The organism is Chitinophaga jiangningensis, from assembly GCF_900142605.1.
Lineage (GTDB): Bacteria > Bacteroidota > Bacteroidia > Chitinophagales > Chitinophagaceae > Chitinophaga > Chitinophaga jiangningensis.
In genome coordinates this window covers 391,653-412,225 of the sequence record NZ_FRBL01000007.1, presented here as the reverse complement: position 1 = coordinate 412,225, position 20,573 = coordinate 391,653, and the positions used below count along the sequence as shown (strand labels likewise).

Sequence of the window (20,573 nt, the reverse complement as noted above, 5' to 3'; positions counted from 1 at the left end):
AAAAATTCGCGTAGTGAGTAAGGATAAAAGCATAGGTATTATCGGCGGTGGTAGCTGGTCTACCGCGCTGGCCAAGATTCTGACCGACAACGGTCACCGCATTAACTGGTGGATCCGCAATGAGGATACGATCAGGCACATGCATCTTCGCCATCATAACAAGCATTACCTGACGTCCGTATATTTTGATACCAATCTGCTGGAACTGAGCAGCGACCTGGAGTACATTGTAGGGGCAAGCGATCAGCTGGTATTGTCTGTTCCCTCGGCTTTCCTGGAAGATGCCTTGCGTGAACTGCCGGCAAATGCGTTTGAAGGCAAGGAGGTAATATCTGCTATTAAAGGGCTGGTGCCTAGTACGAATACGCTGATTAATAATTATATGGCGGAGCGGTTCCAGGTACCACTGGATCGTTATTTCACAATTACAGGGCCTTGCCATGCGGAAGAAGTAGCCAACGAAAAACTGTCGTACCTCACCTTTTCCGGAGTGAGTCCTGACAAGGCGCAGGCTATTGCGGATAAGTTTACCAACAGTAACCTGCAAACAGTGGTGAATACTGATGTGATTGGCGTACAACTGGCGGCGGTATTGAAAAACATCTATGCGTTAGGTGCCGGTATTGCACATGGGCTGGAGTATGGGGATAATTTTCTGAGTGTGTTCATCACCAATTGTTTTGGGGAGATGCAAACCTTTCTGAAGCAATATGAAACCATACATGCTGCGGAAGAAGGCGTAGAGAGCACGGCGCATAACTACAGTGCCAGCGCTTACCTCGGTGATTTGCTAGTAACCTGCTATTCGCTGCATAGCCGTAACCGTACTTTCGGTAATATGATAGGCAAGGGGTACTCCGTAAAGGCCGCACAGCTGGAGTTGAACATGATTGCAGAGGGGTATTATGCCAGCAGGTGTTTACATGAAATGAACCGGGAGATTGGTGCTTATATGCCGGTGGCGCAGGCCGTGTATGCTATATTATGGCAGCAGCTGCATCCAACGGAGGCTTTTATGGCCTTGGAAAAAGGCTTTATTTAGGTAGCAAAATTATTTACAAATAAAAAAGCGGGAGGCAGATGTCTCCCGCTGTGTTCCATAAAGTGCTTGATGAGTAACCCCTCATCTAAAGCACACTTTGATGAGAATTTATAATTAGTTTATTCTTCCTCGTAATCGTCATAGCTGTCAGCCCCCACTTTCATAATCGCCCTGACGTTGGGAAAATATTGTTTGATAATCCACACCACCCGCGCAAAATACGTATCACTCAACATCGGACCATCGTAATATTCTACTTCATTCGTGACATCAGAAATAATGTATTCAGTTGGTGTTGTACTCCCGTTCAGGGACGCCTGAAATCTTCTTTCTTTTGCTACTTTACGCAGTACCACTTTGTTAGGTACTCCATCTACTTTGAATGTACAAGAGATATTCCGCATGTAACTCTGGTTTTTGAAGTTAAATGGAGGAGCATTTCCCCGCTAAATTTGATGCTTGCTTGCCATAGAATTTTTCTCATTTTGGTGCTTTGGCTATTCCGTTGCACCAAAATTATCAACCTTCGGACAAACTTCCGGTAATGTAAAACTTGTGCTGTCATAATGATTATAATTGAGTAATAATTTGTGATTTGTTAAGCATTTTGTAATACGAAGTAAATATTTATGTTTACAACAAACCTTTACTAGATGTTAACGATATGGCGGATTAACAAATGATTTACAAAATGGCCTGCCTGGGCAGCAGTTGCCCTACCCAATTCCTCAGTTGTACCGTAAAATTTGTAGAGAAAATTCTACAGTTCTTGAAAGAGGTCAGCCAGCACACCGGCTATTACGGATGGATTAATATTTGAACTGATTGTCCCGTACGGCTGTATCTAGTAAAACGAAAAAAATTGTGGAACATGACCAGAACATTGCTATTTGTTACATCCTTTCCTCCCAGGGAATGCGGAATCGCTACTTTCTCCCAAGACCTCATTAATGCGATGGAAAAAAGCTTCTCCGGTAAACTGGAAATCGAAGTTTGCGCCTTACATGAAGCCGGAAAACAGTTAACCTACCCTAACCCTCAGGTAACTTACACGCTTAACCCATTCGATATTGACAGTTGCGTGGCCTTTGCGCATGAAGTGAATGCAAACAGTAAAATCGACCTTATCGTATTTGAACATGAATTCGGATTATGGGGTGGCGAATACGGCCACAACCTGCTGGGAATGTTGTCCCTGCTGGATAAACCATTTGTTATCCGCTTTCATACCGTATTACCATATCCTGACCCCAAATGCACCAAGGTGGTAAGCCTTATCAGTGCACTTGCGGCCAAAGTGCTGGTGATGACGAAATCCTCTGCCAGACTCCTGGAAGAGGTATACCATGTACCGGCATCCAAAGTGGAGTATATTCCGCATGGAACACACGCCCATATTGTGGATGACCTTGACGCACTGAAAAAACAGTACGATGTACAGGGAAGAACGGTCCTCAGCACTTTTGGCCTTTTATCAGAAAATAAAGGCATAGAAACTGGTATCAAAGCCATGCGGGATATCGTAAAGCACGACCCTAATGTATTATACCTCATCCTCGGGAAAACACACCCAGTGGTATTCAGCCATGAAGGAGAGAAATACCGTGACTCTCTGGAGCTACTCGTGAAAGAATATGGCCTGGAAAACAATGTACGGTTCGTCAACAGTTACCTGTCGCTCAATGCCCTGCTGGACTACCTCTCATTGACTGATATCTACCTCTTTACCTCTAAAGACCCGCATCAGGCAGTAAGCGGCACTTTTGTGTACGCCATGAGCGCCGGCTGCGCTGTCATCTCTACGGAGTTCGTTCAGGCAAAGGAAATGCTGGATGAGCACTGCGGTTGCCTGATCGATTTTAATAATCACGAACAACTGGCCGCCGCCGCTATTAAGCTGATTGCCAACCCGGAACTACGCCACAGCATGAGCCAGAATGCCATCGAAAAAACCCGCAGCTCCATCTGGGAAAACGTTGCCATCGCTCATATGAGCGTGATCAACGAGGTGTTTGCGGAAGACAAACCACTGTTGCCAAACCTGCCAGCTCCTTACCTGGATCATATCGACCGCCTCACCACCGAATTCGGCATGCTCCAGTTCTCCAAGTATGATACGCCGGACCCGGAATCAGGCTACACCCTGGACGATAATGCCCGCGCACTCATAGCCATGTGTATGTACATGAAAGAACTGCAGCCAAGCAGTTTTATATATAGCCTGAGCCGTAAATACATTGATTTTATTGCCTATTGTCAGAAACCTTCCGGGAAATTTCTGAACTATGTGAACTTAGATGGTTCCTTCTCAGAGATGAACGATGAAGTGAACCTGGAAGATGCCAATGGGCGCACTATCTGGGCACTCGGTTATGCCCTTTCCAACTATAAATACCTGCCTTTTGATATGCTTCAGGAACTTAATTCCATCTTCAGGCCATGCCTGAAATGGATGGAGAGCCTGAAATCACCACGCGCTATTGCCTTTGCTATCAAAGGATTATACTATTTCCGTCAATACCGTCGCAGTGATATTACGGAAGATATAGTACGTACCTTAGCTTTCAGGTTACAACAGGCCTATAACCAGGAGGCCGACAGCACCTGGAAATGGTATGAATCCTACCTCACATATGGCAACGCCGTACTGCCAGAAGCAATGATGATGGCATGGCAAATAACCGGGGACGACAGGTATCGGAAGACCGCCGAGGAAAGCATGCACTTCCTTTGGCACAAAACCTGTAATAAGAATCACATGAAGATGATCAGCAACAAATCATGGTATCACCGCACGGATGTCGAAATCGCCGAAGGAGGCGAGCAACCCATCGAGGTAGCCTATACAATGCTGGCACTTCATACATTTTATAATATCACAAAAGATCCTTCCTGCCTGGAGAGGTCACGACTGGCTTTCAGCTGGTTTTTAGGTAACAACCACCTGAAACAGCTGGTATATAATCCCCTGACGTATGGTTGCTATGATGGCTTGGAAACAAATAACATCAATCAAAACCAGGGGGCAGAATCAACCGTCTGCTACCTGATGGGCCGTCTGCTAATGGAGGAATGGAATAAACATAAGTATGTTACATCGAAACAAGACAACAGCCTGGAACCGGCCAGAATCGGTTTCAACTGAGGAGAGAAAAACAGGACAACATATCCTGATTATAGACGATGAACCTGACATTTGCAGGTTACTGCAACTGAGTCTTGTTCGGCATGGCTATTCCGTAAAATATGTTCATGCCCTGCGCGACGGGATGCAGTACCTGCAAACTTACAAACCTGATCTGCTGTTCCTGGATATCCACCTCCCGGATGGCTCAGGCCTGGATGCATTGCCTGTAATCAAAGGTATCATTCCTACGCTGCCTATCATTACTATCAGCGCCTATGATAATGAGATGGAGAAACAAAAAGCACTGACTACCGGCGCCTCTTTTTTTCTTGCAAAGCCGTTTAACGTCAAAAGCGTTGATGAACTGCTGGGCAAGATAAAAAGTTAGTAGTCCACATTTTTAATTATTAAATTAGATAGCTGTTCCCACAAAATTTATATGAATCCAGTATGAGAAATATTCTGATAATAGATGACGAAATCAACATCTGTACCTTGCTTAGTAAGTTCCTTACCAAGCACGGATTTGCTGTTGAAACCACCATGACCGGAACATCAGCCCTCAAGATGATGAAGGAAAAGCCTTTTGACCTTGTACTATGTGATTACCGGCTTAAAGATACTGACGGCGCACAGCTGCTCCAGGATATTCGCCAGATCAATCCTAATACCATCGTAATAATTATCACCGGTTATACGGATGTACGCGTAGCTGTGGAAATGGTGAAAAACGGTGCTTACGACTACCTGTCGAAGCCACTGTACCCGGATGAAATTCTTAACCTTGTACATAAGGCATTCGCACATAAAGAAGCGGAACAGGAGCGACGCGCCTCCCAGCCGGTAGAAGCAGGCAGCGAGGTAGAAGCCCGCGAAACCCTGCTGCAGCGCAATCAAAACGATAAAAATGATAAATACGTGTATGGTGAAAGTGCCAACTCACAGGAATTGATCCGCCAGATCAAACTGGTAGCACCCACTGACTATAGCGTAATCATCTTCGGGGAAACCGGTACCGGTAAGGAATCGGTAGCCCATCTTATCCACTATCACAGCAAACGCGCAGAACAACCATTTGTAGCACTGGACTGTGGCAGCCTCTCCAAAGAACTGGCCGCCAGTGAACTATTCGGTCATGAAAAAGGAGCGTTTACCGGCGCAATCAATACAAAGATCGGCGCTTTCGAGCAGGCACAGGGCGGAACCCTCTTCCTGGACGAAATCTCCAATCTCTCCTATGATATCCAGGTTGCACTCCTCCGTGTACTCCAGGAAAAAGTAATCAGAAGAGTCGGCAGCCTGAAAGAAATTCCAATTGATGTACGCATCATCGTTGCCTCTAACGAAAAGCTCTCTGAATCCGTACAGCGCGGTAAATTCAGGGAAGATTTATTCCATCGCTTCAACGAATTCACTATATACATTCCGCCATTAAGAGAACGCCAGGCCGACCTGCCATTGTTTGTTGAGGCATTCGTTCGCCAGGTAGAAAAAGAACTGGATAAAACCTGTGGCAGCATTTCTCCTGAAGTATGGGAATGCTTCCGCCAATACAACTGGCCAGGTAATATCCGTGAACTTAAAAATGTGATTCGCCGCGCATGCCTGCTCACACCTGAAAGAGAGGAAATTACCATGGCTGCACTGCCGCTGGAAATGAAGGAATCATTTAATCAGCAGGTGGAAGAAATGCCAATGGTGGGTGAGCTTTCATCTATTCTTTCCAATGAAAATGACTTGAAGTCAGTGGCATTGCAGGCGGAGTACAACAAGATTATCAATGTACTGAAAGAGGTAAAATACAATAAAACAAAAGCTGCACAACTGTTAAACATTGACAGAAAAACACTGTATAACAAGCTGCGGTTATTGAATATAAATTACTAAAACCGTTTAGGTTTTATTGCGCAATGGGTAAAGTTATAGTGAAAGCTGTTCCTTTACCCATTTCGCTTTCTACGTGTATGGTGCCTTTGTGGTTCAGCAGGATATTTTGTGTGCTGGTGAGGCCCAAACCGGTTCCCTTGGCTTTGCTGGTGTAAAAAGGATCAAACAGGCGTCCTTGTTGTTCTTCAGGAATACCAGGGCCATTATCTGATATTTTGATGATCGCCTTATCCTGAAAACGCCTGGTGGAAATGGTCAGAACACCTTTGCCCGGTGTCATAGCTTCAATGGCATTGATAACAATATTCAGAAAAGCAATCACTACTTTTTCTTCATCTGCCACTACCTGAATTGTCTCATTTTCCAGCAACAGTTCCAGGTTGATTTCATTCAGTTTCATGCGGTCTCTGGAAAGAGCCAGCGTATTGTTCAGCAACCTGTCAAGGCTCACTGCTGATGCATGGAGTTCCATCATACGGGTGCTATGCAGCAGTTCCGTAATCAACTGATTGATGCGGGTACAATTTCTCTCTATAATATCCGTATACAGCATGGCATCATCACTGGCAGAAACGGCCGGATCATCTTTAAACTGGCTAACGGCAAGGAGTATATTGGTAAGTGGGTTCCGTACTTCATGTGCAATTACACGCGCAATACGACCTGTAATTACAAATTTTTCCTGGTGTTGCTTTTCCTGCTCTTCACGCTTTCTTTCGGTAATATCCTGGATCACACATAAAAAAATCTGTGCGGCTTCATCCAGCATCACGGCATTTATCTGTACTACCAGCTTTTGATTGTCGCTGGTTTTGAAATCATATTCCCTCAAGGCTTCGCCTTCTTCACAAATATGCCCAATGAAATTATCGCTTTGTTCCTTGTTGACAAACAGGTCGCGCAGGTGCTTATTCAACAGCTCTTCCTTGTGGTATTTGAGTGTTTTAAGCGCCGCAGGATTGGCATCTATAATATTCTTGTTACAGTCGGCAAGCAATATTAAATCATGTGCTTTTTCGAATATGCCGAAGTATTTTTTCTCACTCTCTTCGATGGTGCGGAGATGACTATATTCATCGAGTGCATACCTGATACTTCTTTCCAGCAGGTCAGCCGTAATATCTCCCTTAACAAGATAATCATAGGCTCCGGCCTGCATGGCCTCCCGGTCAATAGCATAGTCACCTTTACCGGTAAGCATAATCACCGGCGCCTGGAAATCCAGCTCCTGGAAATAGTGAAGTATGTCGAGCCCTGTAAATGGGCCCAGCCGATAATCCACGAGATATACATCATGCCCTCTCCGGTTAATGGCTGCTTTCCCCTTATCAAAGGTAGGTGCCCATTCCAGTTTATACTGGCCTGGAGAGATGTCATGTAATAGTTCGTTGACAAGAAAGAAATCATCCTCATCATCGTCAATCATAAGTATGTTAACTGGATACTCACTCATCGCTGTAGCAGGTAATATTTCAGGCATTTAATAACACGCAGATTTACAGCAAGAACGATGCTAAGCTTTATGTTGATCTGCATATTCTTCACTTTTCAGGGGTTGTACCATTGGTAAAATGACGGTAAACGTGGCGCCTTTATCGGGGTAGCCATTGGCCATAATAAAGCCATGGTGACTGTCCGCTATTTTCTTACAGATCGCAAGCCCAATGCCGGTTCCGCTGTATTCGCTGATGCCATGTAGACGCTGGAATATGAGGAAAATCCGGTCGGCATAGGTCTGGTCGAAACCGATACCATTATCCGCTATACTAATCCTGCAATATTTTTCTTCCCAGTGGTTCTCCTTTACAAAACCCAGGTCTTCGCCGGATACCAACTCATTGTGGATATTTATATGCAGTTGCCTTTCCGGGTGCGAAAACTTGATGGCATTGGCAATCAGGTTCTGAAACAGCTGGTGAAAGGCGGTAGGGTTGCCTTCAATTACAGGCAGCTCATCAATGTCAATCACGGCGTTTTTCTCTTCCAGCGTGATTTCCAGATCGCTCACCACCTCTTTCAGTAACTCATTCATGTCTACCGGTACAATGCTTTCCGGCATAATACGGCCCGCCCTGGAAAAGGTAAGCAGGTCGTTGATCAGCACGCGCATACGGGATACGGCGGCCACCATGCGGTCTATCAGCTCGCTCGCATCCGCTGGCAGCTGCTCTTTGTATTTTACCTGCAATCGGTCAGAGAAGGTAGATATTTTGCGGAGGGGCTCCTGCAGGTCATGGGAGGCTACATAGGCAAATTGTTCGAGTTCCTGATTAGTTTTATTTAAGAGTGAAATGTTTTGTTGTAAATCTCTTTGGTAAGACTTCAGTTTCGATTCGATATGGTGTTGCAGTCTTACCTCTTTTGTAAGCGTGATGTAGGAATAAATTCCGATGGTAATGGCCACCAGTGAAGAAATGAAGATCATAGGCACCCAGAGGCCGGAGAAGAAGTTAAAGAGTTCCGACTTTTCGTGTACCTGGCTTTCTTCTATGTGTACCATTTCCTGCACAGTGTGGTCAATGCGGTCCATTACACTTTCACCGGCCAGGACAGTGGCTTTTTCTTCCCTGCTCATATCCGCTTCGGCATTGCTGCCCAGCAGCTGCTCATATTTGATGGTGAGTAGCTGGCGGAGTGTATCCAGATGGAGCTGTTGGATTTTGCTGTCGGCCGTTACCCGGCGCAGCATCTGGTATTCTTTTTCAATGCGCAGGCTTCTGTCTTTCATGGTAGGATCAAGGAAAGAGCTGTCCTTTGTAAGTTTAAAGCCTCTGATAGCGGCCTCAGCCTCCTTCACCTGTTTGGTGATCACTTCCAGTCGCTTGGAAACTTCAATAGCGTGGTTAAGCCTGGCAGCGTTATCCAGGAGGTTTTTTGCAACAAGATAGGAGAATATCGACGCTGTCACGATAACGGTAAACGCAATGAAAAAACCAATCTGTATTTTCTTGTGTACGGAAAAATGCATATCGTCTTTGTTGGTTACTGCAACGGCATTTGAAGATACTGTATCTCCCGGAATTTTCGGTAAGCTGTCATGTGTTTTCATGGCTGATAATGAGCAACAATTTCCACAGTTGTATCGCGAATTTCTACAACTCATGCGGGTACTGACGGTGAGGGCAGACTAACTGTGCTGGAACGAACTTTGATTTTTCAATAATTATATGTTCACCTTAAAACTGTAAGCTATGGCAAATAATCCAAATCCCGACAGGAACAAGGAACCAATTCCAACTCAGCCGGATAAGCCGTCGCCGGACAGGCAGGAGCCAGGACGGCACGAGCCGACTCCCATGCAACCTCCGCCGGATCAACCCGAAATAAGGCCTATTCCACAGGAAATTCCGGATCGGCAAACGCCACACCAGCCTGCTGATCCTCAAACTAAATGATAACTGTTTTCGCCGATAAGCGGCAAATCCGAAAGAGGGCGGGTGCCAATGGTACCCGCCCTCTTTCGGTAATTGGAGGTGTATCGTGGCTTATCCAAAGAGCAGCTGCTCATCCCTGTCTTCCACAGGAATTTTCTGGATAAACTCGTCAAATCCGGGACCGTCATGGCTGCTGTAAGCGCCGTAAGCATCCAGGACAAAACTTTTATCACCTTCCTTATCTTCCAGTACATAAAGGATGGAGGAATCGGAAGGGTCTGAATCACCTTCAAACCGATATGTTTTGACAATTAACAGATCTTCCGGATTATAGATTTTCTTGGATTCCGGATTTTGCATGCGGCCATGGTCGCTGAGTTTTAATTCATGATCAAAGCCTCTCTCACGCAGTTTTTCCATTACTCTTGTCAGTGTTGTCATTTCGCCTGGCTTTTCCATAAAAAAGGGTTTTTGGTTAATGATCAAAATCCAAAAGTTATGCCGCCTGCCGGGGAAGGTACGATACAACACATGGTACCATTTGTGTGTTAGTTAATTATAACCAAAAACCTTTAGATATGAGAGCAATTTGGTCAGGCGCCATTGGTTTTGGACTGGTAAACATACCGGTGAAGTTATATAGCGCCACACAGGATAGCCACATCAGCCTGGATATGCTGGATAGCAAAAATATGGGGCATATCCGGTACAAACGTGTAAATGAAGACACAGGTAAGGAAGTCCCCTGGGAACAAATTGTGAAAGGCTATTTATATAATGATGAATACATTGTACTCGAAGATGAAGACTTTGAGGCAGCCAGCCCGAAAAAGAGTAAGGTCATCGAAATAACGTCTTTTGTTCAGGAAGAAGATATTGATGACATCTACTTCGAATCCCCGTATTTCCTGGAACCTGCCAAAGGAGGAGAAAAGGCCTATGAGCTCCTGCGCCAGACGCTGGAGAAAACCAAGAAAGCCGGCCTCAGCAGTTTTGTGCTCCGCTCAGCGGAACACCTGGCGGTGATACGCCCCCGCGAAAACTACCTCCTGTTACAGCAACTGCGTTTCGAAGAGGAGTTAAGGTCGGCCGAAGACCTGAACCTGCCTACCAATGTAAAACTGCAGAAAAAAGAGCTGGACATGGCCGCTGCCCTGGTAAAGGAATACACGGAGAAATTTGATATTTCCGCTTATAAAGATGAATACAATGCCGAGCTGATGAAGATCATCAAAGCCAAAGCAAGTGGTAAAAAGCCGGTGGTTAAAAAGATGCGGGTGGTACATACGAAAAGTGCCGACCTCTTTGATCAGCTGAAGGCTAGTTTGGGTAAATCAGGTAAAAAGAAAGTATCATGACGCTTACAAAGTATAAGGCTAAACGAAATTTCAAGGAAACAACAGAACCCCAGGCGGGTAAGCCTGAAGCAGGCAAACATATTTTTGTTGTACAGCGTCACCAGGCCTCCCGCCTGCATTACGATTTCCGGCTGGAGATAGATGGTGTGCTTAAAAGCTGGGCTATTCCTAAAGGCCCTTCGCTAAACCCGGCAGACAAGCGCCTGGCCATGGAGGTGGAAGACCATCCCTATGACTACAAGGATTTTCAGGGCGTGATTCCCGCAGGCAACTACGGTGCCGGCAGCGTTTACATCTGGGATAAAGGCACTTTTACCCTCCTCAACGATGAGGGTAAAAATTTTGATAAGCAGGCCCTGAACGAAATTAAAGCCGGCAACCTGAAAATAGTAATGAAAGGGAAAAAGCTGAAAGGAGAATTTGCCCTGGTAAAAATGAAAACTGCAGAAGCAAATGCCTGGCTGCTGATCAAGCATAACGATAAATATGCGGTGGAGGAGTATAACAGTGAGGACTATACGCCCCAACGTGTGAAAGACCAGGGAGAAAAAAATAAACCCGTTCCCAAAAAAGCTGCTGCTAAAGCTAAAAAATAAGACAAGCGGCGCACGTTTGCCTTTCTGCTATCTTTGCAGCGTTATGGCTAAAGGTCACATTCTGATTATCGACGATGAAGATCAGCTGCGTAAGCTGATGAGCAGGCTCCTGGCACTGGAAGGATATACCATGCATGAAGCCCCCAACGTACGTACGGCGTTAAAGCTGCTGGAAAAGGAAGAAATCCAGGTAGTACTCTCCGATGTAAAACTACCGGATGGAAACGGTGTGGAATTGGTGCAGACTATTCGCAGTAAGTATCCGCAATCCGAGATAATTGTGCTCACCGCCTATGGCAATATTGCAGATGGTGTGCAGGCGATCAAAAACGGCGCTTTCGATTACATCACCAAGGGCGACGATAACAATCGCATTCTCCCCCTCGTAAGCAAAGCCATGGACAAAGCAATACTGCAATACCGGGTCCGGGATCTCGAAAAGAAATTAAACGGAAAATATAGTTTTGATACCATCCTCGGCAACAGCGAGGAAATCCACAATGCTATTGCACTGGCCCGAAAGGTTGCCATGACGGACCTCACTGTGCTGCTCCTCGGCGAAACGGGAGCCGGCAAAGAGGTATTTGCGCAGGCCATTCATCAGTCCAGTAGCCGCAATCAGCAGCCTTTTGTAGCCGTTAACTGCAGTGCCTTCGGAAAAGATATCCTGGAGAGCGAGTTATTTGGCCATGTGGCAGGGGCCTTCACCGGCGCAATAAAGGATAAGAAGGGCTTTTTTGAAGAAGCTAAAGGAGGTACTATTTTCCTGGATGAAATCGGGGAGATGCCAGTGGAGCTGCAGGCGAAAATGCTGCGTGTATTAGAAGCGCAGGAGTTTTATAAAGTAGGGGAGTCAAAGCCCACCAAAACGGATGTGCGCGTGATTGCAGCTACTAACAGGAACCTCGAGAAAGAAATAGATGCAGGGCATTTTCGTTCCGATCTCTACTATCGCTTAAGCGCCTTTCAGATTGTACTGCCTTCGCTCAACGAGCGTAAAAAGGATATTCCCATGCTGGCAGCCTGGTTCCTGGACCAGGTGGCACCTAAACTAAATAAGCGCCTCTCCGGCATGACGCCCGCTTTCCTCCAGGCGCTGCAACAGCATTCCTGGAAAGGAAATATCCGTGAGCTCAAGAACGTTATTGAAAGAGCCGCCATACTAACGGAAACAGATACACTGGATGTGAATGTACTGCCTTTCGACTTCCGGCAGGACGCCTCCACACCCGCTTCCATGCGACTGGCAGAAGTGGAGAAGCATCATATTGCCCGGGTGCTGGCGCATGTGAAGGGAAATAAAACGAAAGCAGCGGAGCTGTTGGATATAGGTCTCACTACGTTGTACAATAAAATCAAGGAATATAACATTAACCTATAACAGCCAACCCAGCAATACGCAGGTGAGTACAATCACCGGCGAAGGCAGCTTGCTGAACAGCAGCAGCGCCAGTGTGGCCACCATTACCATGATGTTTACCGGAGATACGGGAATCGCAAAGAAGAGGATAAACGTGGCGGCCCACATAATTCCCACCACCACGGCGTTGATGCCTTCCAGCGCCCTGTAGATGATTACATATTTTTTCAGGTTATGCCAGATGGGGAAGAAAAAGAGCACCAGTAACAAGCTGGGTAAGAAGATCGCCACGGGAGCCAGGATACAGCCCAGGAACTGGTAGCCCATGCCAAGGTTGCGCATGGCCATGCCGCCAACATAAGCCGATATCGAAAAGGTAGGTCCGGGAAGGGCGCGCATGATACCAGCTCCGGTGAGCAGCTCTTCGGCAGAGAGGAACTGGCTTTTAGCACGGAACACGTATTGCTCCAACATCATGGCTATCAGGATATCCCCACCGCCAAATACCAGGCTTCCGAAACGATAAAAGTTCTCAAACAGGTTGAACGGACGACGGGTGATCCAGTCGTGCGTACGCGCCAGCTCCGACATGAATCCCGCCAGGATAAACAGCAGCACAAACAGCCAGATATTACCCCATTGAATCTTCTTTGGCTTTTCGGCTATATCCGGAATACGTTTATCACTGAAATTGGAGACGATACCGCCTCCGATGATCAGGGCCGGGAAAGTCCACGGTGACTTTAGGAAACACGCTACCAGCATGGATCCTATCATGATACAACAAGTAGCAGTATTCTTTATACTAATCTTGAACGCCTTTATGCTGCCGTAGGCCAGGAAGCCTACCGCCATCGGCTGTACGTAGATAAAGATGTCGGTATGAAGTGCCTTTTTATCAAAGTATTGTAACAGGAAACTCAGTGATCCCATGAGCAGGCAGGCCGGCGTAATCCATATCAGCAGCGTGATAATGGCAAGTAGTACCCCACCTCTTTTATAACCAATAAGGGTAAGGGTTTGGGAGGAGGAGGCGCCTGGCAGCAGCTGGCAGAAGGCGTTATATTCCATCAGTTCCTGTTCGGTTACATCTTTTCGTTGCTGTACAAATGTTTTCATCATCATTGCCAGATGGCCCTGGGGGCCGCCATAGGCAGTGAGACTATGCAGGAGTACTGCTTTCAGGAATGGAATATGACGTAGAATCACAGTTTTAGTTAAGGGTGGTTAGCCTTTGCGATACAATAAGATAATATAGTTAAAGTACTGCAAAATACAACAGTGTTGCTAATTATTCCAAAGAGGAGGTCTATTACAGGCACGGTACTTGTAATATCCAGCACTATTGAATTTGTGTTATGGCCTTTTATCCGTTGTGTGCATTTGCATCTGTAGCCGTGTAGCCTCGCATTTATTGGGCAGTTAACCTGCTCTCAATAATAACCATATCGGATGTTCGAAAAAACCATGATCTGACTATTAACACCAGTTCAGATATGCAAGCTTAAAGTCCCGGAAGGTTAACACTTTCCGGGGCTTTAAGTTTTATTGATACCGCTTGGATATTATTTTTTCAGGCCTATTTCGCGGAGGCGTTCATCGAGGTATTCACCTGCGGTGATGGGCGAATAGGCGAGTGGATTATCCTGGGTAACGCAGCTATCCAGGCTATCCAGCTTCATATCTGATTTAGGATGCAGGAAGAAGGGAATGGAGTAACGGGAAGTGCCCCATAACTCGCGCGGAGGATTTACTACGCGGTGGGTGGTGGACTTCAGTTTGTTGTTGGTTAAGCGTTGCAGCATATCGCCCACGTTTACCACAATCTGTTCCGGCAGGGAGGTAACGGGTACCCAGTTGTTCTGTTTGTCAAGAATCTGAAGGCCATCAGCGGAAGCGCCCACCAGCAGGGTAATCAGATTGATATCTTCATGTTGTTCTGCTCTGATGGCTGATTTCGGCTCCTCTTTAATAGGAGGGTAGTGGATCGCTCTCAGAATAGAATTACCGTTATGTATTTTGCTGTCGAAGTAATGCTCTTCCAGTCCGAGGTAGAGCGCAATGGCCTGCAGCAGGTAGCGGCCTGACTGCTCAAAGCCGCGGTAGGCTTTAAAGAAGGTTGGCGTAAATGCCGGTACTTCCTCTACCTGTACGTTAGCCGGATAATGTTCTACGGTTTTGTCGTCATCCTCCACCGTTTGTCCGAACTGGAAAAACTCTTTCAGGTCAGGTGCTTCATAGCCTTTAGCGTGCTCCTTACCAAAAGAGGTATAGCCCCGCTGACCTGCCAGTTCAGGAATTTCGTATTTATGCTTTATGTCGAACGGGAGTTTAAAAAACTCCTGCACGTATTTGTACAGATCAGCGATCAGTTCATCAGGAATGCCGTGATTTTTAACGGCCACAAATCCTACTTCTTCATAAGCTTTGCCCAATTGCTGTACAAAAGCAGCCTTGCGACTGGCGTCGCCCGACGTAAAGTCCGCGAGGTCCACGGATGGAATGGAGTGGGTAATTGCCATAATGCTATTGTTTTGGAGTGGTAAAGGTAGCAAATCCTTACCACATGGAATCCGGCCCTGCGGTTAGCAGGACCGGTATTATGGCTATTTGTTGAAGTAGGCAGTTTCCTGCGGTGTGATATCGGTTACGGCATAACGGTCAATCTTATTGATCAGCATCTCATCCATGATATCCACCAGGTTCTTGTAGTTGGCGGTTTTATCTGCCTTGATAAGTACCATGAGGTCGTTGGAATGGAATTTTTCCATTACCGCAGCCTTTTTGCTGATCAGTATATCACGGATACCATTTTTATTAGCGAAAGAGGTATGATGTATCTGTGGATCGGTGTCCATGCCTTCGTACCATGCCACCTGGTTGTTGGGGCCGAGGATAACGTTTAAGGCCTTGGATTCGCCCAGCTTCATGGGTTCTCCGTCTGTGCGGGGCATCAGGAGGTTCAATGTTTTAGGTTGTGCCATGGTGGTGGTAAGCATAAAAAAGGTGATTAGCAAAAATCCGAGATCCACCATAGGTGTCATATCCACGCGGGTTGATTTCTTGATACTTCTTCTTTTGCCATCATGACGGTTGTTGGATGTATTGTTCATTTCAGCCATGGTATAACAGTTTAGTATAAACGAAAATGGTTGAAAGCGCCTTCATCAGTAAGATGCGGGGTCAGATACATTCCATAAATTAAGGGCAAAAAAAACTCCCGCGGTGTGCGGGAGTTACTTTTATTAGAATTCTGCGTTCTTCGGTGTTCTTGGGAAAGGTATCACATCCCTGATGTTGGTCATACCGGAAACAAAGAGTACCAGTCGCTCGAAGCCCAGTCCGAAGCCGGCATGCGGGGCGGTACCGAAGCGGCGGGTATCCAGGAACCAGCTCAGTTCTTCCACAGGAACATGCATTTCTTCCATGCGTGCCACCAGTTTATCGTAGTCTTCCTCACGCTGGCTACCACCAACGATTTCGCCGATGCCAGGGAAGAGTATATCCATTGCTCTCACTGTTTTACCATCTTCGTTCAGCTTCATGTAGAACGATTTGATTTCTTTTGGATAGTCAGTGAGGATAACTGGTTTCTTAAAGTGTTTTTCCACGAGGTAGCGTTCGTGTTCGCTCTGCAGGTCGGCACCCCAACCTTCGATCAGATATTGGAACTTCTTGTTCTTGTTAGGTTTGCTGTCTTTCAGGATGCTGATCGCCTCTGTATAGGTCAGTCGCATAAACTCGTTGTTTACTACGAACTCCAATTTTTCGATCAGGCCCATTTCTGAGCGTTCTGCCTGTGGTTTTGATTTTTCTTCTTCTGCGAGGCGGCCAGCGAGGAATTCCAGGTCTTCCCGGTTGTTTTCCAGTGCGTAGCTGATCACGGATTTGATGAACTCTTCCGCGAGGTTCATGTTGTCTTCCAGTTCGTAGAAGGCCATTTCAGGCTCGATCATCCAAAACTCAGCCAGGTGGCGTGCGGTGTTGGAGTTTTCGGCGCGGAAGGTTGGTCCGAAGGTATAGATATCACCCAGTGCCATGGCGCCCAGTTCACCTTCCAGCTGACCGGATACGGTGAGGTTGGTGGAGCGGCCGAAGAAATCTTCCTTAAAGTCTATTTCACCACTTTCGGTACGTGGGGGCTGGTTCATATCCAGTGTGGTTACGCGGAACATTTCGCCGGCGCCTTCAGCGTCAGAAGCAGTGATGATAGGGGTGTGGAGGTATACGAAACCTTTTTCCCGGAAGAATTTGTGTACTGCGAATGCGAGGGAGCTGCGCAGGCGGAAAATAGCGCCGAATGTGTTGGTACGGAAACGCAGGTGAGCGATTTCACGCAGGTATTCGAGGCTGGGCCTGTTTTTCAGCTGCAGCGGATATTTTTCCGGATCGCAATCGCCCAGGATGGTCAGGGAGGCTGCTTTGAGCTCTACCCGCTGGCCTTTACCCAGGGAAGGAATTACTTCCCCTACTGCACTGATGGAAGCACCGGTGGTGATGCGCTTCAGCGTAGCAGGGTCGGTATTCTCGGTATCTATAACTACTTGGAGATTATTATTGGTAGAGCCATCATTCAAAGCTATAAACTGATTGTTACGGAATGACCGTACCCAACCCTTTACTGTAACTTCATAGTTAGTCCTGTCGTCTGCCAGGATCTGCTTAACTTTTACCCTTTGGCTCATAATAAATAAATTTTAGGACTGCAAAAATAAGTGGAATTATCCATAGTGCATAGCCCGTTTACCTGCAATTAACCTCGAAAACGCAAGGCTGCTTTTGCCAAGGAAATGTTAAAAAAGTACTTAATATGGCTGCAATCTAGCGGCAACAAGGAAAGGAGAGGGCAATGAGGGGCAAATTTTTTTGGATAATTATGAAAGTTGTTTTAATCTTGCGTTATAATCTGTCTGATTAAGTCCAAAATTACCACCTTCATCAGCAGTTCCTGAACTCAACATTCCCTATCAAATTTAATAATCAAATTAAATTTATTGACTCAAAACAATTATTTGTAATTGGTGCGTGTTGGTATGCAGTGGTACCCGCCTCATATGACTTCTAAAATTTGACAATTCCGATGATGTACGACATCTTACAATTGAACGACATGCTCGTTCCAGAGCTGCTTGATATAGCAGAGAAGCTGGACGTTACAAACGCAAAAAAACTGAACAAACAAGACCTTATCTACAAGATCCTTGATAAACAAGCTGTAATGGCTTCTGCAGATAACCCAGCAAACGGAGAAGAGAAAAAAGCACGCAAACGCAAACCTGTAAAGAAAGACGACGAGCACGCAGCTGAAGAACCTCATCATACTGAAGAAAAACCAGCAGCAAAGAAACCAGCAAAAAAAGCTACCACAGGCAAAAGCAAGGAAACCGACGATAACTCCGAAACTCCGAAACCTAAAATCAAAAACTTCGATATAGACCTCGACAGCATTCCTTCTCTCACCTTCGATGACGACGACGATATCATTATCCCATCTTTCACTGAAGATATGCATGATGAAGAAGAGGAAGAGGTAAAACCTTTGCCGGCACCTGCTGCAAAAGGCAGAGTGCAGGAAGAAGAAGAGGAGGAAGAAGAAGAGGAGTTACAGGATGACGATGATGACTTTGTGATGCCTGAAGAGCCGGACACCATCGTGCCCGCAGCGCAGAAAAATAAATTCAACAACAAAAAAGAGCCTGCATTCAATATCGAATTCGATGGCGTGATTGTTAGCGAAGGCGTACTGGAAATGATGCCTGATGGTTATGGTTTCCTCCGCTCATCTGATTATAACTACCTGAGCTCGCCGGATGATATCTACGTATCTCCGTCTCAAATAAAATTATTCGGTCTCAAAACCGGTGATACCGTTAAAGGTGCGGTGCGTCCTCCGAAAGAAGGTGAAAAATATTTCGCCCTCCTGAAAGTTGAAACCATTAATGGTAAATCACCTGAAGAAGTACGCGACCGTGTACCTTTCGATTATCTCACCCCGCTGTTTCCATTCGAAAAACTGCGCCTCACCACTACATCCAATAACTACTCTACCCGTATTATGGATATGTTCACGCCAATCGGTAAAGGACAACGTGGTTTGATCGTAGCTCAACCGAAAGTGGGTAAAACCATGCTGCTGAAAGAAGTAGCCAACGCCATCGCTACCAACCATCCTGAAATTTACCTGATGGTGGTACTGATCGACGAACGTCCGGAAGAGGTAACCGATATGGAACGTAGCGTAAAAGCAGAAGTTATCGCTTCTACCTTCGATGAGCCGGCAGAAAAACACGTGAAAGTTTCCGCTATTGCCCTGCAAAAAGCAAAACGCCTTGTAGAATGTGGCCACGACGTAGTGATACTGCTCGATTCCATCACCCGTCTGGCACGTGCACACAACACCGTAGCACCTGCCTCCGGTAAGGTATTGAGTGGTGGTGTGGAAGCCAACGCCATGCAGAAACCAAAACAGTTCTTCGGTGCTGCACGTAAAATCGAAAATGGTGGTTCACTCACCATCCTCGCTACTGCACTGATCGACACCGGTTCTAAAATGGATGAGGTGATCTTCGAGGAGTTTAAAGGTACCGGTAACATGGAGTTGCTGCTGGATCGTAAACTGGCGAACAAACGTATCTTCCCTGCTATCGATGTATCTGCATCCTCTACCCGCCGCGATGATCTGCTGCTGGATAAAGACTCCCTCAAACGTATCCATATCCTCCGCAATCACCTGGCTGATATGAATACCGACGAGTCTATGCACTTCATGCTGCAACATATGCGTGGAACTAAAAACAACGAAGAGTTCCTGATCTCCATGAATGGATAAGCGAACTTTTAAAATAAATGAAAACGCCAGTGATGAATTTCACTGGCGTTTTTTTATGCCCGGTTTGTCCGGTGCCGCAGGCCCTGAACAAACTGGCGCTGTTCCTCTGCCGCAGGCAATGGACAGCGCCGGTAATCATTAAAACAAAACAGCCGTCTCAAATGAGACAGCTGTTTCTATTACCATAAAATTTTCACATAAAGTCACGTGGTAACTACTAGAACAGGAAGTTAACACCCAGAGAGAACTGTTGAGTGAACTTGAAGTCAAAAGAGCTGGTGTTTCTTTTTACGCCAGTTGCTTCAGTTTTATCCTGAGCCCAGGTGTAGTTAATACCACCGAACATACCTTCAACCATGAAGTGTTTAGTTACGAAATAAGAGATACCTGGCTGTACGTTAACAGCGAAAGCATTAGTGGTGCTAATTTTAGTATCGTCAACTTTGTTGTTACCGAAACCGTAAGCAGCATTACCTTCAGCGAAGAATGCAAATTTGGAATCACCCAGCATATGGTAGTTACGAACGAAGATACCAGGAGCGATAGCTAAGCTTTTATTTTTAGTACCGTCAGCTGCTTTATCAACGCCGAACTGAGTGCCAACAAACACACCCACCATCCAGTTGCTGTTCAGGGCGTAACCTACTTTAGGGCTGATACCGAAAGAAGTGCTGGTGGTTTTATCATCAGCGTCTTTTGTTTTAGTGGAAGAGGTGCTAACTTCGGCAGTACCGCCTACCAGGAAATCACCTTTGGAGATTTGCGCGTTTGCTACTTGGGTGCCGAACAGAGCTGCTGCGGCAATTACAATCAACTTTTTCATCTTTCGTTAATTTAAATATTCATTAAAACTGTGCTTCCTTTCAATTTTGTTTCTACATACCTTGCTTCTGATCCTGGTCGATTGCAACACGATAATTTTGTCTGACTATTTGACTTTTTCGTTTCGCGGGTCAAATGTACGGGCAAAAACTATTCAACCAAATTTTTTTGTTAAGAA

The 20,573-nt window shown here is 46.0% G+C and carries 18 protein-coding genes; 9 read left to right on the top strand and 9 right to left on the bottom strand.

Annotation, left to right across the window (positions count from 1 at the left end; all coding sequences use genetic code 11):
• Nucleotides 1–13 precede the first annotated feature (13 nt).
• Nucleotides 14–1,042: an NAD(P)H-dependent glycerol-3-phosphate dehydrogenase gene (locus BUB18_RS19910; RefSeq protein ID WP_073084438.1), complete on the top strand. Its 1,029-nt coding sequence runs from the start codon at nucleotides 14–16 to the stop codon at nucleotides 1,040–1,042.
• 119 nt (nucleotides 1,043–1,161) lie between these two features.
• Here BUB18_RS19910 and BUB18_RS19905 read toward each other — a convergent pair whose 3' ends face one another.
• Nucleotides 1,162–1,446, bottom strand: coding sequence for a hypothetical protein (locus tag BUB18_RS19905; protein ID WP_073084437.1), 285 nt, complete (start codon nucleotides 1,444–1,446; stop codon nucleotides 1,162–1,164).
• 467 nt (nucleotides 1,447–1,913) lie between these two features.
• Here BUB18_RS19905 and BUB18_RS19900 point away from each other — a divergent pair, with 467 nt between their 5' ends.
• The 3 genes from BUB18_RS19900 (at nucleotide 1,914) to BUB18_RS19890 (ending at nucleotide 6,056) form a co-directional block, all read left to right on the top strand.
• A complete protein-coding gene (locus tag BUB18_RS19900) occupies nucleotides 1,914–4,187 on the top strand; it encodes a glycosyltransferase (RefSeq protein WP_073084435.1) in 2,274 nt (757 codons plus the stop codon).
• Nucleotides 4,132–4,557 (top strand): response regulator transcription factor, encoded by a 426-nt coding sequence (locus BUB18_RS19895; RefSeq protein ID WP_083550339.1) that lies wholly within the window; start codon nucleotides 4,132–4,134, stop codon nucleotides 4,555–4,557. The genes BUB18_RS19900 and BUB18_RS19895 overlap by 56 nt, the downstream gene beginning before the upstream one ends.
• Before the next feature lie 62 nt (nucleotides 4,558–4,619).
• Entirely contained in the window at nucleotides 4,620–6,056 is a 1,437-nt protein-coding gene (locus BUB18_RS19890; RefSeq protein ID WP_073084433.1) for a sigma-54-dependent transcriptional regulator, read from the top strand.
• Between the two features lie 13 nt (nucleotides 6,057–6,069).
• Here the strand turns inward: BUB18_RS19890 and BUB18_RS19885 are convergent, their stop codons facing one another.
• Nucleotides 6,070–7,536 carry a hybrid sensor histidine kinase/response regulator gene (locus BUB18_RS19885; protein ID WP_083550336.1) on the bottom strand — a complete coding sequence of 489 codons (1,467 nt, stop codon included), beginning with the start codon at nucleotides 7,534–7,536 and terminating at the stop codon, nucleotides 6,070–6,072.
• A 33-nt stretch (nucleotides 7,537–7,569) separates the two neighbouring features.
• Nucleotides 7,570–9,105 (bottom strand): sensor histidine kinase, encoded by a 1,536-nt coding sequence (locus tag BUB18_RS19880; RefSeq protein WP_073084432.1) that lies wholly within the window; start codon nucleotides 9,103–9,105, stop codon nucleotides 7,570–7,572.
• A 142-nt stretch (nucleotides 9,106–9,247) separates the two neighbouring features.
• On the opposite strand from BUB18_RS19880, the gene BUB18_RS19875 reads away from it, so the two are divergent.
• Nucleotides 9,248–9,451, top strand: coding sequence for a hypothetical protein (locus tag BUB18_RS19875; protein WP_073084430.1), 204 nt, complete (start codon nucleotides 9,248–9,250; stop codon nucleotides 9,449–9,451).
• 90 nt (nucleotides 9,452–9,541) lie between these two features.
• Here the strand turns inward: BUB18_RS19875 and BUB18_RS19870 are convergent, their stop codons facing one another.
• Nucleotides 9,542–9,889, bottom strand: a complete 348-nt coding sequence (locus BUB18_RS19870) for a hypothetical protein (protein WP_073084429.1) — start codon at nucleotides 9,887–9,889, stop codon at nucleotides 9,542–9,544.
• A gap of 119 nt (nucleotides 9,890–10,008) precedes the next feature.
• Here BUB18_RS19870 and ku point away from each other — a divergent pair, with 119 nt between their 5' ends.
• The 3 genes from ku to BUB18_RS19855 are packed head-to-tail and all read left to right on the top strand — an operon-like array spanning nucleotide 10,009 to nucleotide 12,765.
• Nucleotides 10,009–10,788, top strand: a complete 780-nt coding sequence (ku, locus tag BUB18_RS19865) for a non-homologous end joining protein Ku (RefSeq protein ID WP_073084427.1) — start codon at nucleotides 10,009–10,011, stop codon at nucleotides 10,786–10,788.
• Entirely contained in the window at nucleotides 10,785–11,384 is a 600-nt protein-coding gene (locus BUB18_RS19860; RefSeq protein ID WP_073084425.1) for a DNA polymerase ligase N-terminal domain-containing protein, read from the top strand. Before ku ends, BUB18_RS19860 begins: the two co-directional genes overlap by 4 nt.
• Nucleotides 11,385–11,427: 43 nt before the next feature.
• Nucleotides 11,428–12,765 (top strand): sigma-54-dependent transcriptional regulator, encoded by a 1,338-nt coding sequence (locus BUB18_RS19855; RefSeq protein WP_073084424.1) that lies wholly within the window; start codon nucleotides 11,428–11,430, stop codon nucleotides 12,763–12,765.
• Here BUB18_RS19855 and chrA read toward each other — a convergent pair.
• The 4 genes from chrA to asnS all read right to left on the bottom strand — a co-directional run bounded on the left by chrA (nucleotide 12,760) and on the right by asnS (nucleotide 17,429).
• Complete coding sequence (gene chrA / locus BUB18_RS19850; RefSeq protein WP_073084422.1) at nucleotides 12,760–13,953, bottom strand: chromate efflux transporter; 1,194 nt, start codon at nucleotides 13,951–13,953, stop codon at nucleotides 12,760–12,762. The two genes, BUB18_RS19855 and chrA, sit on opposite strands and share 6 nt — an antisense overlap.
• Before the next feature lie 356 nt (nucleotides 13,954–14,309).
• Complete coding sequence (locus BUB18_RS19845) at nucleotides 14,310–15,266, bottom strand: isopenicillin N synthase family dioxygenase (protein ID WP_073084420.1); 957 nt, start codon at nucleotides 15,264–15,266, stop codon at nucleotides 14,310–14,312.
• Nucleotides 15,267–15,350: 84 nt separating this feature from the next.
• Nucleotides 15,351–15,866, bottom strand: coding sequence for an ExbD/TolR family protein (locus tag BUB18_RS19840; RefSeq protein WP_073084419.1), 516 nt, complete (start codon nucleotides 15,864–15,866; stop codon nucleotides 15,351–15,353).
• 123 nt (nucleotides 15,867–15,989) lie between these two features.
• Nucleotides 15,990–17,429, bottom strand: coding sequence for an asparagine--tRNA ligase (gene asnS, locus BUB18_RS19835; RefSeq protein WP_178372159.1), 1,440 nt, complete (start codon nucleotides 17,427–17,429; stop codon nucleotides 15,990–15,992).
• 398 nt (nucleotides 17,430–17,827) lie between these two features.
• On the opposite strand from asnS, the gene rho reads away from it, so the two are divergent.
• Nucleotides 17,828–19,573 (top strand): transcription termination factor Rho, encoded by a 1,746-nt coding sequence (rho, locus tag BUB18_RS19830; RefSeq protein WP_073084732.1) that lies wholly within the window; start codon nucleotides 17,828–17,830, stop codon nucleotides 19,571–19,573.
• A 217-nt stretch (nucleotides 19,574–19,790) separates the two neighbouring features.
• Here rho and BUB18_RS19825 read toward each other — a convergent pair whose 3' ends face one another.
• Complete coding sequence (locus BUB18_RS19825; RefSeq protein WP_073084415.1) at nucleotides 19,791–20,396, bottom strand: outer membrane beta-barrel protein; 606 nt, start codon at nucleotides 20,394–20,396, stop codon at nucleotides 19,791–19,793.
• Nucleotides 20,397–20,573: the final 177 nt, after the last annotated feature.

Coding starts and splice junctions, on each gene's coding strand:
- BUB18_RS19905 (WP_073084437.1), bottom strand. CDS start 1,446: ATGCGGAATATCTCTTGTACATTCAAAGTAGATGGAGTACCTAACAAA.
- BUB18_RS19900 (WP_073084435.1), top strand. CDS start 1,914: ATGACCAGAACATTGCTATTTGTTACATCCTTTCCTCCCAGGGAATGC.
- BUB18_RS19895 (WP_083550339.1), top strand. CDS start 4,132: ATGTTACATCGAAACAAGACAACAGCCTGGAACCGGCCAGAATCGGTT.
- BUB18_RS19890 (WP_073084433.1), top strand. CDS start 4,620: ATGAGAAATATTCTGATAATAGATGACGAAATCAACATCTGTACCTTG.
- BUB18_RS19885 (WP_083550336.1), bottom strand. CDS start 7,536: ATGCCTGAAATATTACCTGCTACAGCGATGAGTGAGTATCCAGTTAAC.
- BUB18_RS19880 (WP_073084432.1), bottom strand. CDS start 9,105: ATGAAAACACATGACAGCTTACCGAAAATTCCGGGAGATACAGTATCT.
- BUB18_RS19875 (WP_073084430.1), top strand. CDS start 9,248: ATGGCAAATAATCCAAATCCCGACAGGAACAAGGAACCAATTCCAACT.
- BUB18_RS19870 (WP_073084429.1), bottom strand. CDS start 9,889: ATGGAAAAGCCAGGCGAAATGACAACACTGACAAGAGTAATGGAAAAA.
- ku (WP_073084427.1), top strand. CDS start 10,009: ATGAGAGCAATTTGGTCAGGCGCCATTGGTTTTGGACTGGTAAACATA.
- BUB18_RS19860 (WP_073084425.1), top strand. CDS start 10,785: ATGACGCTTACAAAGTATAAGGCTAAACGAAATTTCAAGGAAACAACA.
- BUB18_RS19855 (WP_073084424.1), top strand. CDS start 11,428: ATGGCTAAAGGTCACATTCTGATTATCGACGATGAAGATCAGCTGCGT.
- BUB18_RS19845 (WP_073084420.1), bottom strand. CDS start 15,266: ATGGCAATTACCCACTCCATTCCATCCGTGGACCTCGCGGACTTTACG.
- BUB18_RS19840 (WP_073084419.1), bottom strand. CDS start 15,866: ATGGCTGAAATGAACAATACATCCAACAACCGTCATGATGGCAAAAGA.
- asnS (WP_178372159.1), bottom strand. CDS start 17,429: ATGAGCCAAAGGGTAAAAGTTAAGCAGATCCTGGCAGACGACAGGACT.
- rho (WP_073084732.1), top strand. CDS start 17,828: ATGTACGACATCTTACAATTGAACGACATGCTCGTTCCAGAGCTGCTT.
- BUB18_RS19825 (WP_073084415.1), bottom strand. CDS start 20,396: ATGAAAAAGTTGATTGTAATTGCCGCAGCAGCTCTGTTCGGCACCCAA.